The organism is Bradyrhizobium sp. WYCCWR15520, from assembly GCF_056174665.1.
On the sequence record NZ_JBWBWM010000018.1, the window covers coordinates 78,381 to 102,431 of the forward strand.

Here is a 24,051-nt window from a genome sequence, read left to right on the forward strand (position 1 = left end):
GGCAGGTTGCGGCTTACTGGAAAGCCGTTTCCGAGAAGTTTCGAAGCTTGCGCGAATGTAGCCGCTCGAGCGGCATGTCCGCCAGCTTCTCCAACGCCCTGATTCCGATCGTCAAATGCTGGCCGACCTGCCGCTTGTAGAATTCGGTGGCCATGCCGGGCAGCTTCAGTTCTCCGTGCAAGGGCTTGTCTGACACGCATAACAAGGTTCCGTAGGGCACGCGAAAGCGAAACCCGTTGGCTGCGATTGTCGCCGATTCCATATCAAGCGCGATCGCCCGCGACTGTGACAGCCGTTGCACCGGGCCACGCCGGTCGCGCAGTTCCCAGTTGCGGTTATCGATGGAGGCAACGGTGCCGGTGCGCATGATGCGCTTCAGGTCGTATCCGGAAAGTCCCGTAACTTCCGCCACGGCTTCCTCGAGCGCGACCTGGATTTCGGCGAGCGCAGGAATAGGGACCCATAACGGGAGATCGTCGTCGAGAACATGGTCCTCGCGCACGTAAGCGTGAGCCAGCACGTAATCGCCCAGCGCCTGCGTGTCGCGCAGTCCGGCGCAGTGCCCGAGCATCAGCCACGCATGCGGTCTCAGCACGGCGATGTGGTCGGTGATCGTCTTGGCGTTTGCCGGCCCGACGCCGATGTTGACCATGGTAATGCCGCCATAGTCTGGCTTCTTCAAATGATACGCCGGCATCTGCGGCAGACGTAGTGCCGGTGCGCCGGCATCCAGCCGCTGTTCGCCGGGGTAGGTGATGACGTTGCCCGGCTCGACGAATTCGGTATAGCCGCCGCCGCCCTTTGCCATTCGGTCCCTGGCGCGCGCACAGAATTCATCGATGTAGAATTGGTAGTTGGTGAAAAGTACGAAATTCTGGAAGTGCTGGGGGCTGGTGGCCGTGTAGTGCGTCAGGCGATGCAGCGAATAGTCGACACGCTGTGCCGTGAATTGCGCAAGCGGCCGCGGCCGGCCGACCGGCGCTTCATACGTGCCGTTGGCAATCTGATCGTCAGTTCCGTCAAGGTCGGGAACGTCGAACAGGTCCCGGAGCGGCCGCTTGATGTGCTTGGCGGCGCTGCCGTCAACATACGTGCCTTCGAGAAAAGCAAAATGCAGCGGGATCGGCGTATCCGATTCCGATACGACGACCGGAACGCCATGATTGTGCATGATGAGATCAAGCTGCTCGACGAGATAGGTTTCGAACAGGTCCGGCTGGGTGATCGTGGTCGAGAAGTGCCCGGGCGTTGGCATATGGCCATAGGCTTGACGGGAATCGATCTGCGTATACGAGTTCGTGGTGACGCTGACTTCTGGATAGAAGGCCCGGTAGCGCCGGTTACTGTCGGCACCAGCCGCGAGCGCGGCGAAGGAATCGCGCAGGAACGAAGTATTTCTCGCATAAAGCGATCGCAAGGCCGCGACCGCCTCCCGTGCGTCGTCGAAGCTTTGCCGCGGGAAGGGCTCTGGCGTGGCGATTGAACCGATAGCTTGTGACTGGCCGTGATTCTTCATGGCCCTAACATAGTATCCTGGACGCCCCATGGGGAGGCTTGGCGGGTCGGTCCGGTCAGGAACCTGTTTGGTCCAAAGCAGGCTCGCCTGCCGGTTTTCGTCCAGAAAATGCCTTGGCCAGACGCCACGGCAGCCCTGCTTCCGCCTTTGCGTCGCAGAATTACGGGTAACAGGTTGGCGCCGCCGTGAACGATCTCGGACTTCGCATCTTATCTGAGCGGGGGCCTGGTCTGTTGCCAAAGAAGCCACCTGAACTGCCACAGTCACAACATCAGGATCGGAATGGCGAACCGAAGCGCAGCGACGCTGATGACCGCGTTCTGTCCGGCGGAGCAGGGAGACGAGACGCCTCCGCTCCCAAGCGATGTTTTGCGGAATGATTGGATTGGAAACGTGCGTTCGTGACCAAATTCGCATATGTACGCAGCCTTGGGCGTAGCTCCCGCATCGGAGCGCGTCTGTTCGAAGCAATACGCGCCATCAGCATCGGCTGGTCGCGAATCAACGACGGATTCAACGTGGGTCGTTCCAGCAAAGCGCGCGTTGCCAGCAAGGCAACGAAGCGAAAAAGTTCTCTATCGCGAACTGCGATCTCTTCTTCATCGCCCCTGGGCATGGCGGCCCTCCATCTGCTCGCGCAGTGGAGGAAGTCGGGTCGCAAAGGCGTCGTCTTTCTTGCTGAAAGCGAGCATAGGGCCGAGCGGCTGGGCGCCGTCATCCATGCCCTCGCCCCCTCGTGCGATGTGTTGGTCTTTCCGAGACTGAATACGCTGCCGTTCGATCAGCTGGAGCCGTCGCACGAAATCGCGGGTAGACGAAGCTCGGTCTTGAGGCGTCTTGCCAAGCCCGAGAAGCCAATCTTGCTTGTGTCCACGGCTGAGGCTGTGATGGAGCGCCTGCCTACGCCGGCGAGTTGGTCCCGCGTAATCCTCCGTTTGAAGGTGGGCGCCGCGTTTTCCGAACAAGATCTTCGGGCGCGGCTCGAGGCCCTCGGATACGATCTCGATGACGAGGCGGATTATCCCGGCGGCGCGCTGTTTCACGGGAAGACATTCGAGATTTTTCCCGCCGGCGCACTGGGACCGTTCAGAGTAGAGCATTCCGGCGGGGTGATACGCCGGATCGTGGCGTTCGACCCGATAGAACATGACATCGTTTCCGAGACGAAGGAACTTCTCATCGACCCGATGTCGGAGCGGCTGGCGTTCGGGAATGTGCGAGGAAAGCGCTCAACTCTGTTCGACTATTGTGGGCGGGCCAAGTGGATAGCGGATGCAGGGGTTTCAGCGCACGCTGATAGCTGGCTTGGCACGATCGAAGAGGCGGCCGGTCGCACGGACAGAGAGCACGAATACCTTGGGGGGCGCGAATGGAAGCAGGCGACCAGACGTATGAACGTGTTGTCGCAAAAAGCATCCTTCGCTCCCACACCGGACTTTTCGCAGGTCGCATCACCCAGGAAGGCGCTGCGTGCATTCGTCGACGAGACGCGACGCGCCGGCTCGCGATTGGTTTTCGTCGCAGCGCACGCGGACGACTTGCGCGCGATGGAGCGAATGAGCGGGATCAAGCCGGAGCGCTTTGCGGACTGGGATCAGGCGACGGCCGGACGCAATCGTGAAGCTGCGCTTCTGGCCGACTTCGACAGAGGTTTTGTCTTTCCTGGCCGGAAACCTCTTGTCGTCGTGACTGCTTCCGATGTGCTTGGCAGCAGGGCACATCATCCGCAGCCCCTGGCCAGGAACTGGAGTGCGGCTTTCGACCATGCAGATGTGCCGGAGCAGGGTACGGTGGTCGTTCATCTGCAGCGAGGACTGGCCTTGCTCGACGGCTTGCAGACCGTGGCAACGGGGGGCGGGTCGTCGCGCGAAATGGTCAGGCTCGTATTTGCGGGGGATGACGCGGTACTCGTTCCGCCCGCCGACCTCGCGATGATCTGGCCATACGCGTCGGAGCTCGGCGAGCTGACTCTCGACAAGGCGGATGGAAGTACGTGGTGGAGCCGGCGTACTGAGGCGGAGCGCGAAATCCAAATCGCCGGCAAGCAGCTCTCCAAACACATCAGCCAGCGACGCCGCCGACGAGCTCAGAAACTTGTGCCTCGGGGGCCCGTCTATGAGAGGTTCGTCGCGCGTTTTCCCTATTTCACGACGGTCGACCAGGCGAAGGCCATTCGGGACGTTTTGGATGATCTTGCGTCGGGCCATCCCATGGACAGGGTCATTTGCGGCGACGTCGGGTTCGGCAAGACCGAGGTGGCGTTGCGAGCCGCGGCCGCCGTGGTGTTGTCAGGGAAGCAGGTCGCGATCGCGGTACCGACCACGGTCCTGGCAAGACAGCATGTCGCGACTTTCCGCAAACGTTTCGTTCCGTTCGGTATCGAAGTGGGAAGCTTGTCGCGGACTGATTCCGGCGCGCAGACAAGAGAGGTGAAGGAGGGACTGAAGAGCGGAAGATTGAAGGTCGTCGTTGGAACGCAGGCTCTCGCCTCGAAGGACGTGAAGTTCGCCGACCTCGGCCTGGTCATCATCGACGAGGAACAGCATTTTGGAGCGGCAGAGAAGGCGAAACTTTCCGGGTTGGCCAAGAGTATTCATGCCCTTTGGATGAGCGCCACGCCGATCCCGCGGACCCTCGCGGCAGGTCTCGCCGGCTTCAGGGATCTCAGCGTCATTGCCTCTCCGCCCGTACATCGACTTCCGGTCGTTACCAAGGTCGCCCCGCTTTCGGACGCGGCCATCGCCGCGGCATTGCTGCGCGAACAAAGACGCCATGGACAAAGCTTCTTGATCTGTCCGCGCATTCAGGATCTCGATCCGATGCTGGCGCGAGTTCAGTCGATGGCCCCGGATCTCCGCATCGTCTGTCTTCACGGCAAGTTGCCCGCCGACGAGATAGACGACCGAATGATGAGTTTCGTCGAAGGCACGGCGGACGTTCTGCTGGCGACCAACATCGTCGAGAGCGGTCTCGATATTCCGCGGGCAAACACGATCGTGGTCTGTTGGCCCGAAAGATTCGGTCTTGCACAACTCCATCAACTCCGAGGAAGGGTGGGACGCGGCGGAATACGCGCGTTTGCGTATTTGCTGAGCGATTCGGACTCGGAACGATCCGAGAAGCGATTGGCTGTTTTGGAGGAGTTCAACAGACCAGGTGCGGGTTTTGCCATCAGCGCGCGGGATCTGGACCTCAGGGGGGCAGGGGACCTGCTTTCCGAGCGGCAGTCGGGCCATGTCCAGGTGTTCGGACCGGTGCTCTATAGCCACCTTCTGAAATTGGCCTCGGAGAAAGCAGACGACAGGGCAGCCGACCTGTGGGTGCCCGATCTCAACCTGCCGATCCCGGACATGTTGCCGGCAGGCTACGTGCAATCTGAGGCGGTTCGGCTGGAAATCTACGCCCGTGCCGCGCGGTGCCCAAGCGAAGACGAGTTGGACGACCTCGAGGAGGAGACTTCCCGTCGTTTCGGCAAATTGCCACCGGCGGCACACGATTTCTTTGCCGCAGCAAGGCTCAGGATCGACTGCAGGCGAAGAGGAATCGTAAGGCTCGATGTCGGAGCGGATGCCGTAGCCGCGACGTTCTTGCCGGGAAGACTTGGCAAATCAAGGGCGAGATCCCTGCAACGCGACGGTGATCGGGTCGTCTACATCAGCAAAGATCGCGAGGGACCGCTTCGAAAGGTGGAAGGCTTCCTCGACGTTCTCGACGAGTGATCGACATCCGTTGGGAAACTTCGATGACAACGCGGTGCCAACGGTGTAAATTGAAGGTCGCTGCGGTCGTTATTTCCGCTTTCATCGCGTAATGACAGCCCGTCCCGCAGCTGTGCGATTCTGCCAGCCATGCCTGACGAGTTCTGGATCGGTGTGTTCTTCTTGCGGCCACCCGACACACAGGTAGGCGATGAGTTTCCAGTCCTCGGGAACTTGCAGGACTTTTGCAATATTCGCCGGGTCAAGGATTGAAACCCAGCCTACTCCAAGCCCAACAGACCGGGCCGCAAGCCAGAACGTCGCGAGCATGGCGACGACCGAGTATTCGAGCGTCAGCGGGATGGTGCGGCGCCCGAGATTAGCTCCTTGATCCGTGCTTTGATCGCAAAACACGGCAAACTGCACGGGCGCAACCTGCAGCCCTTCCAGTTTAAGCCGTGCGTAAGCGATTGCGCGGTCCGCTTCATAAGAAGCAAGTGCCTCCGCGTTGCAACGCGCGAAGTCCTCTCGGATTCTGTCTCTTGCGTCTTTGCTTTCGACGTTCACCCATCTCCAGGGTTGGCTGTTGCCGACGGAAGGAGCAAGTTGCGCGAGATCCAGCAAGGCATCGATCGTCTCGGCCTTGACCGTGTCGCCGCGGAAGCGCCTCACGTCACGACGCCACGCGACAAGCTGCGCAAATTGGGCCCGAAATAGTTCATCGAAAACCGGCGGAATCGACGTCGGAAGGATTGAACCGGCGAGTGGCTCGCGGCTTGCTGTGCTTTGCTGGTCAGGGTCGGGCATCAGGATTCCGCAATGATGTGAAAGAAGCTGCCGGTCACCCGGCCACGGCGGCTTCCCGTGGGCGCGAATTCGCTGCCGTAAGCATCGGTGACAAAGGCGAACGGCTCGTCCGAGCCATGAGCAGTGACGTCAGCATAATGGAATTCGTGTCCCTTCAGCTTCTTTCCCAGGGGACCGAGGCACCCAGAGGCTGCAAGGCGCGCTTCCCTGTAGCCGAGACGCATTTTCGGTTTGGAAAGGCTCGTTTGAACGCCGAGAAGTCCAGCCATCGGATAGGTCTTTCCCGCCGCGTCGGTCAGGGTCTCACCCAGGATCATGTAGCCGCCGCATTCGCCGTGAACGGGCTTGATGGCCGCGAAATGTCGCAGCCCCTCAAGAAAATTGCTCGCTGAGGCAATTTGCGCGGCGTGAAGCTCCGGATATCCCCCTGGCAGCCAGCAAATATCGCAGTCGGCTGGCGGAGGCTCGTCAGCAAGCGGAGAGAATGTTTGTATTTCCGCGCCGCTGTTGCGCCAGCCATCCAGGATATGACGATATGTAAATGAAAACGCCTCGTCGTGAGCGATCGCGATGCGCTGTCCCGGTGGCTGCAGTGCTGGCGCGTACGAGCCGGTCTGCGAGGGAAGAAACGCTTCCGCGCATCCGAAGAGCTCATCCATCTGCACGTGTTGAGCCACGAACTCGGCCATTGCGTCCAGTTTGTTTTCCAGTTCCGGGGTTTCACCGGCCTGTACCAATCCCAAATGGCGCTCCGGCAGAGCGATGCCGTCGGATTTTGGCAAGCTGCCCAGGATGGGGATTGCAAGTTTGGTAATTCCATCACTTACCAGGCGAAGATGCCTTTCGCTGGCGACGCGGTTCAGAACGATGCCAGCAATTTTCACCCGTTCATCGAAGGTCATAAACCCCTTTACGATTGCGCCCGCGGATTGCGATTGCGCGCTGACATCGAGCACCAGCACAATGGGAAGGCCGAGCGCAGATGCCACGTCCGCAGATGAACCGCTGCGACCGGGTTGAACAGGAACGCCGTCGAACAAACCCATGGACGCTTCGCAGATCAGCAGATCGCTGTCCTTCGCAGCTTCGGCTGCAAGCTGTGCGATCAGGCCAGGTTTCATTGCCCAGCTATCGAGATTGACGCCAGGCCGGCCGGAAGCGGCACCATGAAACGCCGCATCGATATAGTCCGGTCCACATTTTGCGCCGGCCACGCGAATTCCACTTCTTCGGTAAGCACGGAGAAGTCCGATCGTCAAAGTAGTTTTGCCGCTGCCAGATCGGGGAGCAGCTATCATGAGACCGCGCGGGGGAGGGGCAGCAATCATTCTGCGCGCCGATTACCGAGCGCAAAAATCACCTGCGCGACGCTGCCTGCGACGGACGAATCTGCCTGCACTAAGGTCACAGATCCAATTTCCTCGAATCGATCTCTCGCCATCTGTTGATCAACTTAGGTTTGGCCCAAACGATCGCAGCGGTTTCGCCTTGCGGTCGATCCGCGCGTGAATCACATCCGCAAGTATTTGATTATACTTTAGAAAGGTTCGGCGGCTGCGTTGGGTATCAGGTTCTTTCTTGTCAATGCGGTAACTGACGCAACTCCGCTGATGGGTCAACCGCCGTTGACCGGGGCATCTTCGGCGGTTAGCGTCATCGGCGATGGTCCTTCCCTAGGAAGGTGAAAAGGGAAGCCGGTGCGACAAACGTCAACGCCGGCGCTGCCCCCGCAACTGTAAGCGACGAGCCCGCGCCGGTGCCACTGGGAAATCCCGGGAAGGCGGCTACGGGCAGTGACTCGCGAGCCAGGAGACCTGCCATCACGAACTGTGCTTTGGAGGCGTCTGGGCGGGGTGCACCGGACGGGAGCGAGCCCGATGGTGCCGTTTGCCGTCGAGCGCGACCCAACAAAGCTCGCGGCCACAAGGCCATGATACGAGCAACTGATGGATCGCGACAGCGCTACTGAGCCCGCCGGTCAAGCCTTGATCGAACAGCCGCAGGCCAACCTGCCTGACAGGCCCGTCGTCGTGAGTGTTTGCATCACCTGCAAGGCGGCGGACGGCGCTGCTGTGGTCGGCCCGGAGATGTACGCGGCTGTGCAGGCTGCGATCGGGAAGGACGCCAACATTGCCGTCCGCCCGGTGCAATGCCTTAGCGTTTGCAAGCGCCCAGCGACGGTCGCGGTCACGAGTCCCGACGGATATACATTCCTGTTTGGCGATCTGCAGACCGAAAGCGGCGCTGCGGCGCTGGTATCATTCGTGCAATCCTACCAAAAATCCGATTTCGGTCTGGTCCCCTGGCGGGAACGTGCCGAGGTGCTGCGAAAGGGCATGGTGGCACGGGTGCCTCCCATCCGTTGGTCACCGGATGACGGACGCGCACCGAAATGACGGATCTGGCTACCACTTTGGTGCTGGGTGGCGCCCGCTCCGGCAAATCAGCGTTTGCAGAATCGCTTGCAGGCGCCAGCGCGCTGGCGAAGGTCTATGTCGCGACGGCTACCGCCGGCGACGAGGAGATGAAGAGCCGGATTGCGTTGCACCGCGCCCGCCGTGGCGAGGGCTGGATCACCATTGAAGAGCCGCTAGCGCTGGTCGACGCATTGACGCGCGAAGCCAGCCGCAATCGCGTCGCGCTGGTGGATTGTCTCACCTTGTGGCTGTCAAATCTGATGTTCGCTGGGCGCGATCCAGACGTCGAAGCTCAGCGTTTGACGCAATTTCTCGGTGTCGCAGGGCATCCTGTCGTTTTTGTCTCGAACGAGGTCGGTCTTGGGCTGGTGCCGGAAACGCCGCTCGGCCGGGCGTTTCGTGATGCGCAGGGGCGACTGAACCAGGTGGTCGCCGCCGCCGTTCCGCAAGTTGTGTTCATGGCAGCCGGACTTCCGCTCTGGCTCAAGCGCTAGTGTCTCAAGGAGAATGAAATATGTCGCGTGTTCCGGTTACCGTGCTGACTGGGTTTCTTGGCGCGGGCAAGACCACCTTGCTGCGCTCGCTGCTGACCCAGGCCGACGGACGTCGCATCGCCGTCGTCGTCAATGAATTCGGCGACGCTGGCTTCGACGGCGGCCTCGTGGAAGAATGCGCAGCGAACGCCTGCGCGCCGGGAGACGTCATCGAACTTACCAATGGCTGCATCTGCTGCACTGTGGCGGATGACTTCATTCCGACAATGGAGCTGCTGTTGGGGCGCGACAAGCCGCTCGATGCCATTGTCATCGAGACTTCAGGGTTGGCGTTGCCGCAACCCTTGCTGAAGGCGTTCGCATGGCCGGCGGTGAAAACGCGTGCCACGGTTGACGGTGTCGTTACAGTCGTCGATGCGCTGGCGCTGTCGGAAGGTCGGGTTACGCTCGATGAGGACGCGGTCGCAGACCAGCGTGCCGCAGACGAATCCATCGACCATGACGACCCGATCGAAGAGGTGTTTGAAGATCAATTGGCCTGTGCCGACCTGGTCGTGCTCTCGAAGAGCGACCTGCTATCGCCCATGGCGCTTACCGATATTGAAGCACGGTTGAAGGCTACGCTCCGCCCAGGAGTCAATGTCGTGCGTTCGATGGGCACATTGGCGCCCGCGGTGTTGATCGGAATGAACGCCGAGGCCGAGAAAGACGTGGCTGCCCGCGCCGGCCATCACGGCGAGGAAGAAGAACATGATCACGACGATTTCGACAGCATCGTCGTCAAGCCGTCGATCGCGCTCAGCGTCGACGAGATGCGTGCTCGGATCAGCGACGCGCTCGGTCTCGAAGGCGTGTTGCGCGTCAAGGGCCATGCGCGGGTTTCGGACAAGGTCGCGCCCGTGGTGGTGCAGGCTGTCGGGAGCCGCGTCGATCTGGTGTTCGGCCGGCCGGACGCGAAGCAGGCCGAGCATCTCGTCGTGATCGGGCTAAAGGGATTTGACGGGACCGCCGTGCGACGGGCGTTGGTGGAGTAGTCCGCGAGAGCCAGATGCACCTCAAGCTCGACACCTCAGGCGGCATCGACGATGGCGATGTCGCGCGCGATCTCGGACAGGAGACCGCCGACATCGTCGTGCTGTCTGCAGCGGACAGCGATCTCGCCGCATTTGGCATCGCTTATGCAGGGATGCCGGACGGGTTTCCCACGGTGCGGCTGACCAATCTGTTGGCGTTGGGTCATCCTGCGTCGGTGGATGCCTTTGTCGAGCGTACGCTGAGCGAGGCAAAAATCGTTGTGCTGCGCATGCTGGGGGGCGAAAGCTACTGGCCGCACGGCGTTGAAAGCCTGCGGAGCGACGCATTGCGTCGAGGTTCGCTGTTCGCTTGTATTCCCGGCGAGATGGATTGGAACGCGTCGCTGGCCGCACGCGGGACACTTGATCGCGACAGCGCGTACGCGCTATGGCGTTATTGCACCGAAGGCGGCGTCGAAAATGCCCAACTCGCGCTTCGCTTTGCCGCGCACCTGATCGGTAGAGGTGAAGCGCCGCCGCAGGCGCGGCCGATGCCTCCAGCGGGGTTCTGGTGCTTTGAACCGCCAAGTTCCGATCGCCCCAATGCAATCGTCATGTTCTATCGCGCGCTAGTGGCGGGTGGCGATACCGCCGGCATCGATATGTTGCGCCAGTCGCTCAATGCGCGCGGGCTCAATTCGGTCTGCCTGTTCGTGACCAGCCTGAAAGACGGACGGTCAGGAGCGTTCTTGCAGACGGCGCTGGCCGCCTATCCGCCTGACATCATCATCAACGCGACGGCGTTTGCGACGGCGACCGCGAACGACGATGCCGGCGTGCTGGCTGCATCAGGTTGCCCGATCCTGCAGGTGGCGCAGGCCGGTATATCCCGGGCCGGGTGGGAAGCTTCGACGCGGGGCCTGTCGCCACGGGATCTCGCCATGAATGTCGTGTTGCCCGAAGTCGATGGCCGCATCTTCGCGAACGTCATCGCTTTCAAGGAACGCGTTGACAGCGTAGGCGAATTTACGCCAACAGCGTTTCGCCCGCTCGGGGATCGGGTCGATGCAACAGCCGATCTGGCGTTGGCCTGGGTGCGGCTGCGCCGTGAAGCGGCGGCCGAGCGCCGGGTAGCGCTGATCCTTGCCAACTATCCTAACCGCGATGGCCGGCTGGCCAACGGCGTCGGCCTGGATACGCCGCAAAGCCTGATCGACGTTCTCGATGCCTTGGGAAGGGCAGGGTACAATACCGCGGAAGCGCCTGTCGACGCGGACGCCATGATGCAACTGCTACAACAGGGGCCTACCAATGCGCTCGAGCAGCGCGCCACGCGCGCAAACGGCGTGACGTGGTTGCTGGCGGACTATTCTGCGGCTTTGGCGGCGTTGCCGGAAACTGTAAGGCGCGCGGTTGAGGGGCGATGGGGTAGCGCCGAGCGGGATCCGCATGTCGTGGATGGTGCGTTTCGCCTTGGCCTGCATCGTTTCGGCAACATCATAGTCGGCGTTCAGCCTGCGCGCGGTTACAATATCGATCCGAAAAGCAGCTATCACGATCCGGATCTGACGCCGCCGCATCACTATCTCGCGTTTTATTCGTGGATCAGGCGGGTGTTCGACGCGCACGCGGTCGTTCATCTCGGCAAACATGGCAATCTCGAATGGCTTCCGGGCAAGAGCACTGGCCTGTCGCAGGATTGCCTGCCGGAAGCCGTGCTGGGTCGGTTGCCGCATCTCTATCCGTTCATCGTCAACGACCCCGGAGAAGGTATCCAGGCCAAGCGCCGTGCCGGCGCCGTGATTGTCGATCACCTGACGCCCCCCATGACGCGTGCCGAGTTGCACGATGATCTGGCGCGGTTGGAGACGCTGGTCGATGAATTCACGCTTGCCGCCGATCTCGATCCCAAGCGTGCCAATGCAATTGCGGAGGATATCCTGTCACTGGCACGGGCCCAACGGTTGGATGCCGACGTAAATGTCACCCGGGACACCCCAACGGCGGAGGCGCTGCGTGCCCTCGATGCGCATTTGTGCGACCTCAAGGAGATGCAGATCCGCGACGGCCTGCATGTGTTCGGTCGCGCGCCTTCCGGGCCGCAACGTGACGACCTCCTGGTATCGATTGCCCGGCTGCCGCGCTCGGATCTGAAAATGCAGGATGCCTCGCTGCATCTCGCACTGGCGAGCGATCTCGGCCTCGGCGATTTCGATCCGCTGACACGCAATCTGGCCGATGAATATGCTGGCGCGCGCCCGAATGAACTCGCCGGGCTTGGGAATGGTCCATGGCGCACGGTTGGCGACACGGTGGAGCGCATCGAAGCGCTGGCGCTGGCCCTGGTCGCCGGCAAGCGCGACATCGATCCCGCATGGACGGCTACGCGTGCGGTGTTGGACTGGATCGACATTGCCTTGCGCCCGGCCATTGACCGCTCCGGGGATGCCGAGATGGAGGCACTCCTTGCGGGGCTCGATGGCCGTTTCATTCGCCCCGGTCCTGCCGGCGCTCCGACGCGTGGGCGGCCCGATGTGCTGCCGACCGGTCGAAATTTCTTTGCTGTCGATGTTCGTGCGGTGCCGACACCGTCGGCATGGCGCATCGGCCGGCTTTCCGCCGAGCGGCTGGTCGAATCCTATTGGCAGGAAGCCGGCGAGTGGCCGCGTTCGATCGCATTATCGGCCTGGGGTACCTCGAATATGCGCACCGGCGGCGATGACGTCGCCCAGGCGCTGGCGCTGATCGGCGCGCGCCCGCTGTGGGAGGAGATCTCCGGCCGGGTGACTGGCTTTGCGATCACGCCGCTGTCCGAGCTGAAGCGTCCGCGCGTCGACGTCACCTTTCGTGTATCGGGCCTGTTCCGGGACGCGTTTCCCACGCAGATGGACCTCATTGGGTCGGCCATCCGGGCGATTTCTCGGTTGGACGAGCCGGCCGAGGCAAATCCAATTGCCGCGAATGTCCGCGCAAAAAGGTTTGCGCTCGAAGCCGCCGGCCTCGACGGTGCCGCCGCTGAGCGGCAAGCGAGCTACCGCGTCTTCGGCTCAAAGCCCGGCGCATATGGCGCAGGGTTGCAGGCGCTGATGGACGAGGGGGGTTGGGACACGCGATCCGACATCGCCAACGTCTATCTCTCCTGGGGTGGCTACGCCTACGGCGGTAGGACCGAGGGAGAAGCCGCGCGCGACGATTTCGCGGACCGGCTCGAAGACACCGACCTCATCGCGCAAACGCAAGACAACCGCGAACACGATGTTCTCGACTCCGACGACTATTACCAGTTCATGGGAGGCCTCGCGGCCACCGTGCAGACCCTGCGCGGCACCGCGCCGCGCATCGCCCATATCGATACGTCTCGGCCCGAGGCGCCGCTGGCGCGGCCGTTGTCCCATGAAATCTCCCGCGTGGTGCGTGGCCGCGCCGCAAACCCGAAGTGGATTCGCGGTGTGATGCGCCACGGCTACAAGGGCGCTTTCGAAATCGCCGCTACCGTGGACTACCTGTTTGGCTTCGCCGCCTCGACCAATGCCGTCGCCAATCATCATTTTGATCAATTGTTCGCGGCCTACCTCGAGGACGAGGGCGTCCGCGAATTCATGCGCGTATCCAATCCCGCAGCCTTGCATGAAACGGCCGCGTGCTTTGCCGAGGCGATCCGCCGCGGGTTGTGGACGCCACGTTCCAATCGCGCCGGCGATCTGATCGCCGAACTTCTGCCGAACCAGCAACGGGAAATCGCATGAACGACCCTTTAAATGTGCAGAACGATCATGACGCTGAAAACGCGCGCCACAAGGAGAAGGCGCAAAAGCACAAGGCAGCGCGCGACAAGATCATGACGACCAAAACCGGCGAAAAGGGCTTGCTGATCGTCCATACCGGCGCAGGAAAGGGAAAAACTTCAGCGGCGCTGGGCATGGTCTTTCGCCATATCGGCTACGGCTTTCCCGTGGGTATCGTACAGTTCACCAAATCGCCGGAGTGGAACACCGGCGAAGCGCAGCTTCTGAGGACGTTCCCGGATCTGGTGACGCTCCACATCATGGGAGAGGGCTTCACCTGGCTCACACAGGATCGCGAGCGGGACATCGCGGCCGCCTCCGCCGGCTGGGAGCGTGCCAAGGAGATGATTCGCGACGATCGCCATCGCCTGGTGCTGCTGGACGAGCTCAACATTGTGCTGCGCTATGACTATCTCGATCTCGAATCGGTCCTGAAATTCCTCCGCGACGAGAAGCCGGCGGACAAGCACGTCGTCGTCACCGGCCGCAACGCCAAGCCGGCGCTGATCGAGATGGCCGACCTCGTCACCGAAATGACGCTGGTCAAGCATCCATTTCGCGCCGGGATCAAAGGCCAGAAAGGCATCGAGTTCTGATGAACACGCGTACGCCTGCGTTGATGATCCAGGCAACCGGCTCCAATGCCGGAAAGTCGACGATCGTGGCGGGTCTGGCGCGGGCGCTGGTACGGCGTGGCTTGAAGGTGGCGCCGTTCAAGCCGCAGAACATGTCAAACAATGCCGCTGTTACGGTGGATGGCGGCGAGATCGGGCGAGCCCAGGCGGTGCAGGCCCGCGCCGCGCGGATGCCGCCGAGCGTGCATATGAACCCTGTGCTTCTGAAACCGGAGACCGATACCGGCGCCCAGATCATCGTTCAGGGCAAACGCTGGGGTACGCTTCGCGCGAAGAGCTTTCTCGATAAAAGGGCGGCGCTGTTGCCGGCGGTGCTGGAGAGCTTTTCGCTGCTCGCCGATCACGCCGACCTTGTTCTGGTGGAAGGCGCCGGCAGCCCTGCGGAGATCAACCTTCGCCCCGGCGACATCGCCAATATGGGGTTTGCGTCAGCAGCCAACGTTCCGGTGGCACTCGTCGGCGATATCGATCGTGGTGGCGTGATCGCGAGCCTCGCCGGCACGCACCTTGTGCTCGAGCCTGAGGAGCGGGCGCGTGTACGCGGTTTCATCATCAACAAGTTTCGCGGCGATGTAAGTCTGTTCGATCAGGGTCGCGTCGCGGTGACGCGCCTGACCGGCTGGCCGTCCCTTGGTGTCGTGCCATGGTTGCCGCAGGCGGCCTGGCTGCCCGCCGAGGACGCGGTCGACCTCGACCGTATCAACGCATCGTCGTCCACGCGCGTTATCGCGGTGCCGGTACTCGCGAGAATTGCGAATTTTGACGACCTTGATCCCCTGGGCATGGAGCCCGACGTGAAGCTGATCTTCGTCCGGCCAGGCGAAGCGATCCCTGGCAATGCCGACGTGATCATCCTGCCCGGCAGCAAATCAACGATCGGGGACCTCGCGTTTCTGCGCGCGCAGGGATGGGACATCGACATTAAGGCGCATGTCCGTCGCGGTGGTCGCGTGCTTGGTCTGTGCGGCGGCTATCAGATGCTCGGCAAGACCATCGCCGACCCCCAAGGCGTCGACGGCGCGCCCGGCATTGTCGAGGGCCTTGGTTTGCTCGATATCGCAACCGTGATGAGTGCCGACAAATCGACCACGCTGGTCCGGGGTACCCATTGCACCACAGGTGCTGATGTCGAGGGGTACGAAATCCATCTCGGCCGCAGCGAAGGACGTGACTGCGAGCGGCCGCTGATCATGATCGACGGCCGGCCGGATGGCGCGATATCCGCTGATAGGCGCGTGGAGGGTACCTATGTCCACGGCCTGTTCACGGGGGACACTTTTCGCAAGAAGTGGCTGGCTGATCTGGGGATCGCGTCAAGTCTCGCCTATGAGGCGCAGATCGAAGCGGCTCTTGACGCGCTGGCCGATCATCTGGAAATGCATTTGGACATCGATCAGATCTTGAAGATTGCCCATAGCCGTCAGAGCAGCAGCGCGAGCGTGGCATAGATCGCCGCCTGCAGCAGGCAGGCTGCGACGAACAAATCCAGCGCGCGCCTGATATCATCGGGCGTGGCCGCCTCGCGCGCACCGGCGTTGAGAAAGGGGTCGTTGACGAGACCTTCGGCGTAGCGGCGCGGCCCGGCGAGCGCGATCCCGAGCGCGCCAGCCATCGCGCTTTCTGGCCACCCGGCATTCGGCGACCGGTGATAGGCCGCATCGCGGATCATCACCTGGAATGACGTTGCGGCCGATCCGTTCGCTACCGGGGCAACGATGGCGATCAACGGTCCGGACAACCTGGCCGGAACGAGATTGACGAGATCGTCGAGCCGCGCCGCGGCCCAGCCGAACCACCGATAGCGCTCCGAGCGGTGACCGATCATCGAATCCGCAGTGTTGATGGCCTTGTAGGCGAGGAGCCCGGGCAGCCCCAACAGCGCCAGCCAGAATACCGGTGCGACGATGCCGTCCGAAAAATTCTCCGCGGCCGATTCAATCGCCGCGCGGCTTACTGCGGCTTCATCGAGTTGATTGGGATCTCGTCCCACGATCATCGAAACCGCGATGCGGGCGCCGGCGAGCCCGTCGGATGTGAAAGCCAAGCGTACCCGGCTGACGTGTTGGTAGAGGCTGCGCTGCGCGATGAAGATCGATGCGACGAGCGCAAGTATCACGTTTCCGCCCGTGACGTAACGCGTCATCTCGGTGAGAAAAAAGCCGGCAATCCCGGCAATCGCGACCAGCACTGCGATGGTGGCAATGCCGGAAATCTTGCGCAGCGACGGCGGCCAGGCGTCGCGATTGAACAGACGGTCCAGCATGGCGATCAGGGCCCCGAACCACGTTACCGGATGCGGCAACCGCCGCCAAAGCCAATCGGGATCGCCGATAAAGGCATCGAACGCCAGGGCTGCGATGACCACGAAGAGCGTGTCACCCCAGATCAGCATCAGCGGGTCACGCGCTCAAGCTCGGAGGCGAGGCGTTCCAGCGCATCAATCAATGTAAGCCCGCCGCAAACGGTCAGCTTTTCCGGGATCACGATCCGTTTCGTCGCGGGATAGAACCGATCGAGCGCGGGATGGAGCAGAAACGCCCCACCTTCGTCCTGGACAAAATCGCTGTTGCTGGAAACCAGGAGAAAGTCCGGCTTCAAGCTGACGATGGCCTCCAGCGAGGCGAAGCCTCCCGTTCTGTTGCCCAGCTCGCCCGCGGCGTTATTCAAGCCGACGGTCCTGAGCAGTGAGCTTGTCAAGCTATCGCTGCCGGCGACCCAGCCGCGTCTCGACACCGCCAGCACCCGGTAGGATTTGCGCGATGCGACCTCCCGGACATGAGCGACCGCCGCATCGAGCTTGCTGATCTCGCGCGCCGCCCGATCCGGATGTTGCACCAGCTCTCCCATTTGGCGGATATGCTTCTTCACATCGTCAAGGGAGCGGGCAACGTCGAATTCGACGACGCGAAAGCCCTTCTCCTTCAGCAGTTCGCGTGTGGCGCGCTTGGTGAAGCGGCCGGACACCACGACATCTGGATCTAAAACCAGCACATCCTCGGCTCCGCCCGACAATGGAGTAAATTGCGCGGCCTTGGCGGCATCCCAGGAGCGAACGGGATCGCGCGCATAGGGGCTGAGACCGAGAATTTGCGCAGGATCGGCAAGCGCCACCAGCAATTGATCGGTACAGAGGTTAATCGACGCGATGCGCGGAAGTTCGGCGGCAGCAGCTTTATTTTGCGAGCCGATTGCCATAAACATCGTCACCGCGAGGAGCACGTTGCAAATCGTTGCGCGCGTCGATTGAGGCATTGGCATTTGTTGTCGATAGTACATGGAGGCGATCTCACGGAGGCGATAGCGCGCCATGGCGGCACGCCGCAGCAATGGCTCGATCTGTCGACGGGGATCAACCCGTGGCCATGGCCGATACCATCTGACCTGCCCCCCGCTGTTTGGCAACGCTTGCCCTCGCGGGTCGACCAGGACCACCTCATCGCGGTCGCCCGCACAGCCTATCGGGTGCCCGGCGGGGTCGAGATCACAAGCGCCCCGGGAACGCAGGCGCTGATCCAATGGATGCCAAGGCTGGCTGCCCCTGGACCGGTCGCGATCATGGGACCGACCTATGGCGAGCATGCGTTGACGTGGCAGCTGGCAGGACACGAGGTCGTCGCATGGGATGATTCCGGCAAGCTGCCTGAAGCCGTGCGCCACGCCGTCATCGTGAATCCGAACAATCCTGATGGACGTGTCGTCAACCCCGACGCGATTGTCCGGCTCGCTGCCCAATTGGGCGATCGTGGAGGCTGGCTCGTTCTGGACGAGGCGTTTGCCGACGTCGAACCCACCGTAAGTGCCGTCGCAATGTGCAAAGGACTGCCGATTGTGATCCTGCGCTCGTTCGGCAAGTTCTACGGCCTTGCCGGACTGCGGCTCGGCTTCGCCGTTGGCTCGCCCAACATCGTGCAGCGCATCATCGCCGCACTGGGGCCGTGGTCTTGCTCCGGTCCGGCATTGCATATCGGCGTCCTTGCGCTGGCGGATCGGCAATGGGCCGACGGCGCGCGCGACAGGTTGAAGCGCCAGGCGAACAAGCTCGATGATGTCCTGGCGAGGGCCGGTTTCGAAGTCGTGGGCGGTACGTCGCTGTTCCGTCTTGCGCGTCATCGGGATGCTCTGAAATGGCATGCTACGTTGGCTCGGCAACATATCTGGTGCCGCTGCTTTGAACGGCATGAGGATCTGCTTCGATTTGGCCTGCCGCCCGATGAAGCTGGTCTCCATCGCCTGTCCGCTGCCTTCGCCAGGGGCGAGTAGCCAATTCATCGCTCAACACCGGTCCATGGCACGATCACGTGTTCGCGCCGATAGTCGGCACGATATGCCGTCACCTTGAACACATCGGCCATGACGGCTTCGGATAACGCCTGCTCCGGTGTGCCCTGCGCGACGAGGCGGCCGTTCGACAGTACAAGAATGGTGTCGGCGAACCGCGCGGCAAGCGCGAGATCGTGGGTGACCACGATCACCAGAACGCCGCGGTCGGCCGTTCTACGAAGATTCTTCATTACGTCGATCTGAAAACGAGGATCGAGGGAAGCCGTCGGCTCATCCGCCAGCAGGACCGGCGCCTCGCCCGCCAGCACCCTGGCGAGCGCGACGCGGCTACGTTCGCCTCCCGAGAGCTCGGTAACGCGACGCGCTGCGAGCGTCATGATTTCGGTCGCCTGCATCGCGCGAGTTATGGCAATTTCGTCATCCGATGAAAGGCGTGCCGGATCGGTCGCACCACGTGGGTAACGTCCGAGCGCGACGATGTCTCTTACCTGCAGCGGCCAATGCACTACATGTCCCTGCGGAAGATAACCAAAACGCTTGGCGCGTTCGCGCAACGGCAGCGACGACAACAGGTCGCCGCCGACCTCGACGGTACCCGTCGACCGCACCAATCCAGCGAGCGCCCGCAGCAGCGTGGTCTTGCCGGCGCCGTTCGGACCAACCAGTGCCACGAGGTGCCGGCTTGAAAATGACAGCGAGACGTCCTCCAGCACGGCACGGCCGGACAGGGTCACGCCAAGGTTGTCAACCCTGAGAAGTGCGCCGTTCATGCAACCCCTCCAGCTAATGCCCGGCGCTCACGCACGATCAGATAGAGAAAGAATGGTACGCCGATGACAGAGGTGAGGACGCCGACCTTGATATCGGTGTTCGAGGGAATGATCCGCACGGCAATGTCGGCCGCGGTCAGGAGCGCCGCGCCGGTCAGTGCGCTCGGCAGCAGCAATCGCGCCGGGTCGTATCCGACCACCGGCCGCATCAAGTGCGGCGCGACAAGGCCGATGAAGCCGATGGTACCGGAAACGGCGACCGCTCCGCCGACTCCCAGCGCGACGCCGGTGATGACCAGGAGCCGCACCCGTGTCACATCGATGCCAAGGCTCTGCGCGGTCTCCTCTCCAAGGCTGAGCGCACGAAAGGCGCTGCGTTGACTCCACAACAAGATTGCGCCAGCCATAATAAACGGCATGGCCAGCATAACATGGCGAAAACTGCGATCCTCCAGGGAGCCAAGCAGCCAAAACGCAATTTCCAGGCTGGTGAACGGATTAGGTGACAGGTTCATTGTCAAAGCGGTTGCCGCGCCCGCGAGGCTGGAGATCGCCAACCCTGCCAAAATGAGCAGCAGCAATCCGGCGTTACGGCCGGCGATGCTGAGCAGGACGAACACCGACACAAACGCCATGGCAATGCCGGCCACCGGCAGCGCATAGGAACGGACGTCCGCCCATCCCAGTGCGATCATCAGAACCGCACCGAAAGCCGCCGATTGTGGTGCGCCGAATAGCGATGGCGAAGCCAATGGATTGCGCAACAGGCCTTGCAGGGCTGCGCCGGACAATCCGAGCACTGCGCCGATCGCCGATGCGAGGATGGCCCGTGGCAGGCGAATTTCCCGAATAATCGTCTGCTGCGCGTCGCTGCCTCCGCCGAACAAGGCATCGACGACCGTGGCTGGCGAAAGCCTGACAGGCCCCGTTCCAAGCGAAACCAGCGCCAGCAGCGCGACCAGTACGACAAGACCGACCGTGATGGCGTATGGCGGCTTCGTTGCAGATTGACTCACCATGTCGCGTTAACCCCGGCATAGACTGCAGGACCCGTGGTGCCGAAGTTGAACACCTCCTGGTAATGCTCGTTCAGGATATTTTCGCCCCGCGCGAAAACCTTCCAGACGGAATCGATCTTGTATTCGGTATAGAGATCGACCCGGGTATAGGGATCGAGCAGGTTGGTTTCGTTGGCGCCGCTGTAGCGTTTGGAGACAGTGAGCACGCGCGGCTCAATGAGCCATTTGTCGGTGGGCGTAATGGCCAGTGCAAGCCGGGCCACATCGGAAGGACGGCGTTGCAATGTGAGATTGGTCCTGAGGTCGACGGCATGCAGATGGGTGTAGGCGGTCTTCAGCTTCAGATACCCTGGCAGGAGAACAAGATCCGACCCGAATTCGATGCCGGAGGTCTCGGCGCGGGTGACGTTGACATAGTGCCCAAGGGGATTGGCGGCATCGATCGAAAATTCGATCAGGTTGGAAAATTTGTTGGCGAACGCCGTGACCGACAGTGTCAGTCTCCCGTTGAACAGGGTTTGGTCTATTCCGGCGTCATATCCGAAGCTCTGCTCGGGACTGAGCGAACTATTGCCGTAAGTTGGTGCGTAGAGCTGATAGAGGGTGGGCGCCTTGGCCCCGGTGCCGGCGCTGGTACGCAGCTTGGTGCCGGTTTCGGCAATCGTGTAGGCCGCGGTCGCGCGCCAGGTTTCGAAACGGGCGACGTCGACGACATCGTCGACCCGCCCGCCAAGGCTGATGTTCAGCCGCTCGCCGATCGGCAATTGCCATAGCGCAAACACCGAATTGGTGTCTTGCGTTCCCGCGAGCTGCGGCCTCTGCGGCCCAGGAATCGGGAGCAGCTTGGTAGCATAGGTGTTTGCGGTTTCGTGTTGTGTTCTGGAGCCAAAAATAAGCGATCCCAGCGGCCCCATTTTCAGGTTGCCCTGGTATTCGGCGCCGACACTGTTGCCGACGTAATCGGAAATTGTCGATGTCGTGTTCTGCGGCAGTTTGTTGATCTTGTAGCTTACCTCGTTGAAGGAGCGGTCGATGTGAGTCTCGAACACGTTGAAGCTATGGTTCAGGATTCCGTCGAGCGTATCGAAAGAGGCGCGTCCCCAAACCTGCTGGAGCAGACGCGTGGCGCTTGAAGGCGTGTCGGGAAATGCGCCGGTCGCCGCATCGTATGCCGATCGCGTGAACGAGGAGAGAATTCCGGATTCCAGCCGCACACCTTCTCCGGCGTCGTAGCCGATGCGCGCCGAGCCGCCGACGCGATCGAAGCCATCGCGCTCGAGCGGGCCATACTTGGCCTCAAGTGCCGGAATGCGATAACCAAAACGCGAGAAGCCGTTGCTGTGTTGTCCGCCAGCGGCAAGAGCATATGACCACGGACCGGCGGAGCCTGTCACCGATCCGCTGGTGGCGGCAGTGCCATAGCTTCCGCCCTCGGCGCGGACGTTGAATTGGGCGGGGCCGCCGCCCTTCTTGGTGATGATGTTGACGACACCGCCGATCGCGTCCGAGCCGTAGAGCGCACTTTGCGGCCCCTTCAACACCTCGATTCGCTCGATGGAGCTCGGCATGAGCATCGCGAAATCGAAGTCACCGCTGGCGGCGGTTGGATCGTTGACACGAATGCCATCGATCATCACCAGGGTCTGACCGGTGTTGGCGCCGCGCAACCGGATGCTCGTCATCGCGCCGGGGCCGCCGCTTTCGGTGATGTCGAGGCCCGGAACGGTTCGCAAAGCATCGACCAGGGACCCCGGATTGGTAGTTGCAATCGTCTCCTTGTTGACGACGCTAACGGCGCTTCCTGTACGGCTGAGCGGCTCCGGCGTTCGGTCCGGTGTGATCACCAATTCGGACGGTTGCGGTGGCGAGGAATCGGGCCTTGCCGGCACAGCCTGCCTCGTGCGCGCTGCGTTGTCCGTTCGGCGAACGGGCTTGGCCGGCTTGGCCGACGGCTTGGGTTCGACCACGACCTCTGGAAGTTTCTGCGGACCCGACTGGGCGATCGCCTCTTCAGGAAGGCCAAACAGGCCAAATAACGCGGCGAAGCCCGCGGCAAACCTACAGAATCCCATGACCACCTTTCCTTCGACCCACCGTCGAACGAGTTGAGCTTGGTCATCGGCCGGTCTCCTGGCTCGCGGTCGTCTCCCAGTCCGCCTTCCCAAACCAATGCAGGTTCAGTGGCTATGTTGGACTGAGAATGGCCGCTTACAGTTGCGGGGGCAGCTGCGGCATTGGGGGTGTTTCCCCGCACCGCATTCCCGTTTCACCTTCTACGAAGGCACCGATGACGGATGGAACGAAGCACAGAGCGACATCCGACGCAACCATTGGCGTCGACTCGCTTACGACGAGGCTCCGGACGATCGTGCGGAGAACCTGTGAAAAAAAACACCGGTGAGGCAACCAAGCAACGCCCAGAACAGCAGGCTCGTAATGGTCACGGAGACCACGAACTGATGCGAGAGCGCATCGGGAACGTCGCTATGCGCGCCGGCATGCTGTGGCGCGCCAACCAGGTGTGGAGAGACGACCAGGCAAAATCCCAGTACGGTGGCCCAGACGGCGCGATGCAGAAAAATGAGACCCATGCCGAGGGCAGTTGCCAGTGCGGTCATGGTCCACCAAAGCTGACGTGCCCCCAGGGCGGCGACCGGTGCGCCCGGGAGCTCGGGCGGCAATCCAAGCCCCGGCGCGGCGGTGAAGACCACAAAGCCGCTTAGCCCCCACAACAGTGCTTCGTGCCGGTCTACGCCGCCGCGCATGGCATAGAAGCCGGCCAGCAAGAGCGAAAATCCAATTGCCGTGAGAATATTGGCGGCAGCCGTCAGGCCGTTGCGCTGCAATCCTTCGGCTGGTTTCCAAGCGGTGGCCTCATGTTCGTGAGAGGCGTGATTATGGGGCGCATGCCCCTTGGTGGATTCGCCCGTCGGCTTGACACCGGCTTCCGGCGCCTGGTGTTCGTAGGTTTCGGCTTTGAGGATCAGCGGGACGGTGCTGAAGTATTGCAGGACAGTGACCGCGGCACCGCCGATCAGTCCGCTCAAGACCGCGGAAAAGACAATCGAACGAAAAATCGACATCGCAAATCAGTGGCAGGGAAACGCATTCGAATGACGGACGTCGTGCGCGGCGTTGTGGACGGCATCGATATGGGAGAAACCGACGAACCCCACGATGAAGAGACCGAGAGCCATGGCGAGAGCTGCCTGGTAGACCACGCTCAGGTCATGACTGGCGATCGGCAAGCTGGCAGCGGTACGAGTCTGTTGCATGACGGTTCTCCAAGGAAGCAGGCATTTCTAGCGGAAACGAATGTCTTTCGCGACCCCTAATTGCCCATTTGTTCGATTACGTCCCGGCTGGTGAGGTGAAAATTGACCCCGCGCGCAATTTCTCTTCGAGCAATTTTGGCCGCCGCCGCGGCACGGAAGGCGCGCTCCTGGTTGCGAAAAAAGGCCAGGCAATCATCAGGCTCCGGAAAAAACTGCAGTAGCGTTCGAAAGGCCAGCCGATGCACCATGCAGAAGCCGCGATGGTTGTCCGGCTCGAACGCCAAAGCGTCGATATCATCCCGCCAGCAAACTGGATTGTCGCTTTGATGCAACGGTAACTC

19 protein-coding genes and 2 riboswitches are annotated in these 24,051 nt (G+C 61.8%); of the genes, 8 read left to right on the forward strand and 11 right to left on the reverse strand.

What is annotated here, in order from left to right; all coding sequences use genetic code 11:
* Positions 1-13 precede the first annotated feature (13 nt).
* A complete protein-coding gene (locus AC0QUY_RS21400) occupies positions 14-1,516 on the reverse strand; it encodes an AMP nucleosidase (RefSeq protein WP_475388251.1) in 1,503 nt (500 codons plus the stop codon).
* A gap of 614 nt (positions 1,517-2,130) precedes the next feature.
* Between AC0QUY_RS21400 and AC0QUY_RS21405 the strand changes: the two genes are divergently transcribed.
* Positions 2,131-5,235, forward strand: coding sequence for a DEAD/DEAH box helicase (locus tag AC0QUY_RS21405; protein WP_475388307.1), 3,105 nt, complete (start codon positions 2,131-2,133; stop codon positions 5,233-5,235).
* 81 nt (positions 5,236-5,316) lie between these two features.
* Here AC0QUY_RS21405 and bluB read toward each other — a convergent pair whose 3' ends face one another.
* Entirely contained in the window at positions 5,317-6,021 is a 705-nt protein-coding gene (gene bluB / locus AC0QUY_RS21410; protein WP_475388252.1) for a 5,6-dimethylbenzimidazole synthase, read from the reverse strand.
* Positions 6,021-7,349, reverse strand: a complete 1,329-nt coding sequence (locus AC0QUY_RS21415; RefSeq protein ID WP_475388253.1) for a cobyrinate a,c-diamide synthase — start codon at positions 7,347-7,349, stop codon at positions 6,021-6,023. The genes bluB and AC0QUY_RS21415 overlap by 1 nt, the downstream gene beginning before the upstream one ends.
* A gap of 318 nt (positions 7,350-7,667) precedes the next feature.
* Positions 7,668-7,857, forward strand: a riboswitch (cobalamin riboswitch).
* A 110-nt stretch (positions 7,858-7,967) separates the two neighbouring features.
* Here AC0QUY_RS21415 and AC0QUY_RS21420 point away from each other — a divergent pair.
* Genes AC0QUY_RS21420 through AC0QUY_RS21445 form a run of 6 tightly spaced genes read left to right on the forward strand, consistent with a single transcriptional unit; the run spans position 7,968 to position 15,813 of the window.
* Positions 7,968-8,417: a DUF1636 domain-containing protein gene (locus AC0QUY_RS21420; RefSeq protein WP_475388254.1), complete on the forward strand. Its 450-nt coding sequence runs from the start codon at positions 7,968-7,970 to the stop codon at positions 8,415-8,417.
* A complete protein-coding gene (cobU, locus tag AC0QUY_RS21425) occupies positions 8,414-8,932 on the forward strand; it encodes a bifunctional adenosylcobinamide kinase/adenosylcobinamide-phosphate guanylyltransferase (RefSeq protein ID WP_475388255.1) in 519 nt (172 codons plus the stop codon). The genes AC0QUY_RS21420 and cobU overlap by 4 nt, the downstream gene beginning before the upstream one ends.
* Before the next feature lie 20 nt (positions 8,933-8,952).
* Positions 8,953-9,966, forward strand: a complete 1,014-nt coding sequence (gene cobW, locus AC0QUY_RS21430; protein ID WP_475388256.1) for a cobalamin biosynthesis protein CobW — start codon at positions 8,953-8,955, stop codon at positions 9,964-9,966.
* 14 nt (positions 9,967-9,980) lie between these two features.
* Positions 9,981-13,691 (forward strand): cobaltochelatase subunit CobN, encoded by a 3,711-nt coding sequence (gene cobN / locus AC0QUY_RS21435; protein ID WP_475388257.1) that lies wholly within the window; start codon positions 9,981-9,983, stop codon positions 13,689-13,691.
* Positions 13,688-14,326: a cob(I)yrinic acid a,c-diamide adenosyltransferase gene (cobO, locus tag AC0QUY_RS21440; protein ID WP_475388258.1), complete on the forward strand. Its 639-nt coding sequence runs from the start codon at positions 13,688-13,690 to the stop codon at positions 14,324-14,326. Before cobN ends, cobO begins: the two co-directional genes overlap by 4 nt.
* On the forward strand, positions 14,326-15,813 hold the full coding sequence (locus AC0QUY_RS21445; RefSeq protein WP_475388259.1) for a cobyric acid synthase: 1,488 nt from the start codon (positions 14,326-14,328) through the stop codon (positions 15,811-15,813). Before cobO ends, AC0QUY_RS21445 begins: the two co-directional genes overlap by 1 nt.
* Here AC0QUY_RS21445 and cbiB read toward each other — a convergent pair.
* Complete coding sequence (gene cbiB / locus AC0QUY_RS21450; protein ID WP_475388260.1) at positions 15,786-16,757, reverse strand: adenosylcobinamide-phosphate synthase CbiB; 972 nt, start codon at positions 16,755-16,757, stop codon at positions 15,786-15,788. The two genes, AC0QUY_RS21445 and cbiB, sit on opposite strands and share 28 nt — an antisense overlap.
* Positions 16,757-17,674 carry an ABC transporter substrate-binding protein gene (locus AC0QUY_RS21455; RefSeq protein ID WP_475388261.1) on the reverse strand — a complete coding sequence of 306 codons (918 nt, stop codon included), beginning with the start codon at positions 17,672-17,674 and terminating at the stop codon, positions 16,757-16,759. Before AC0QUY_RS21455 ends, cbiB begins: the two co-directional genes overlap by 1 nt.
* Between AC0QUY_RS21455 and cobD the strand changes: the two genes are divergently transcribed.
* The gene (gene cobD, locus AC0QUY_RS21460) at positions 17,627-18,625 is read left to right on the forward strand and encodes a threonine-phosphate decarboxylase CobD (protein ID WP_475388262.1); all 999 of its coding nucleotides are present in this window, start codon (positions 17,627-17,629) and stop codon (positions 18,623-18,625) included. The two genes, AC0QUY_RS21455 and cobD, sit on opposite strands and share 48 nt — an antisense overlap.
* A 5-nt stretch (positions 18,626-18,630) precedes the next feature.
* Here cobD and AC0QUY_RS21465 read toward each other — a convergent pair whose 3' ends face one another.
* The 6 genes from AC0QUY_RS21465 to AC0QUY_RS21490 all read right to left on the reverse strand — a co-directional run bounded on the left by AC0QUY_RS21465 (position 18,631) and on the right by AC0QUY_RS21490 (position 24,042).
* Complete coding sequence (locus AC0QUY_RS21465) at positions 18,631-19,416, reverse strand: ABC transporter ATP-binding protein (RefSeq protein WP_475388263.1); 786 nt, start codon at positions 19,414-19,416, stop codon at positions 18,631-18,633.
* Entirely contained in the window at positions 19,413-20,435 is a 1,023-nt protein-coding gene (locus tag AC0QUY_RS21470) for a FecCD family ABC transporter permease (protein ID WP_475388264.1), read from the reverse strand. Before AC0QUY_RS21470 ends, AC0QUY_RS21465 begins: the two co-directional genes overlap by 4 nt.
* Complete coding sequence (locus tag AC0QUY_RS21475; RefSeq protein ID WP_475388265.1) at positions 20,429-22,507, reverse strand: TonB-dependent receptor plug domain-containing protein; 2,079 nt, start codon at positions 22,505-22,507, stop codon at positions 20,429-20,431. The genes AC0QUY_RS21470 and AC0QUY_RS21475 overlap by 7 nt, the downstream gene beginning before the upstream one ends.
* Before the next feature lie 31 nt (positions 22,508-22,538).
* Positions 22,539-22,739, reverse strand: a riboswitch (cobalamin riboswitch).
* A 41-nt stretch (positions 22,740-22,780) separates the two neighbouring features.
* A complete protein-coding gene (locus AC0QUY_RS21480) occupies positions 22,781-23,518 on the reverse strand; it encodes a CbtA family protein (RefSeq protein WP_161853315.1) in 738 nt (245 codons plus the stop codon).
* Positions 23,519-23,524: 6 nt separating this feature from the next.
* Positions 23,525-23,710: a CbtB domain-containing protein gene (locus tag AC0QUY_RS21485; protein ID WP_161853316.1), complete on the reverse strand. Its 186-nt coding sequence runs from the start codon at positions 23,708-23,710 to the stop codon at positions 23,525-23,527.
* A 56-nt stretch (positions 23,711-23,766) separates the two neighbouring features.
* Positions 23,767-24,042 (reverse strand): hypothetical protein, encoded by a 276-nt coding sequence (locus AC0QUY_RS21490; protein WP_161853317.1) that lies wholly within the window; start codon positions 24,040-24,042, stop codon positions 23,767-23,769.
* Between the last annotated feature and the right edge of the window lie 9 nt (positions 24,043-24,051).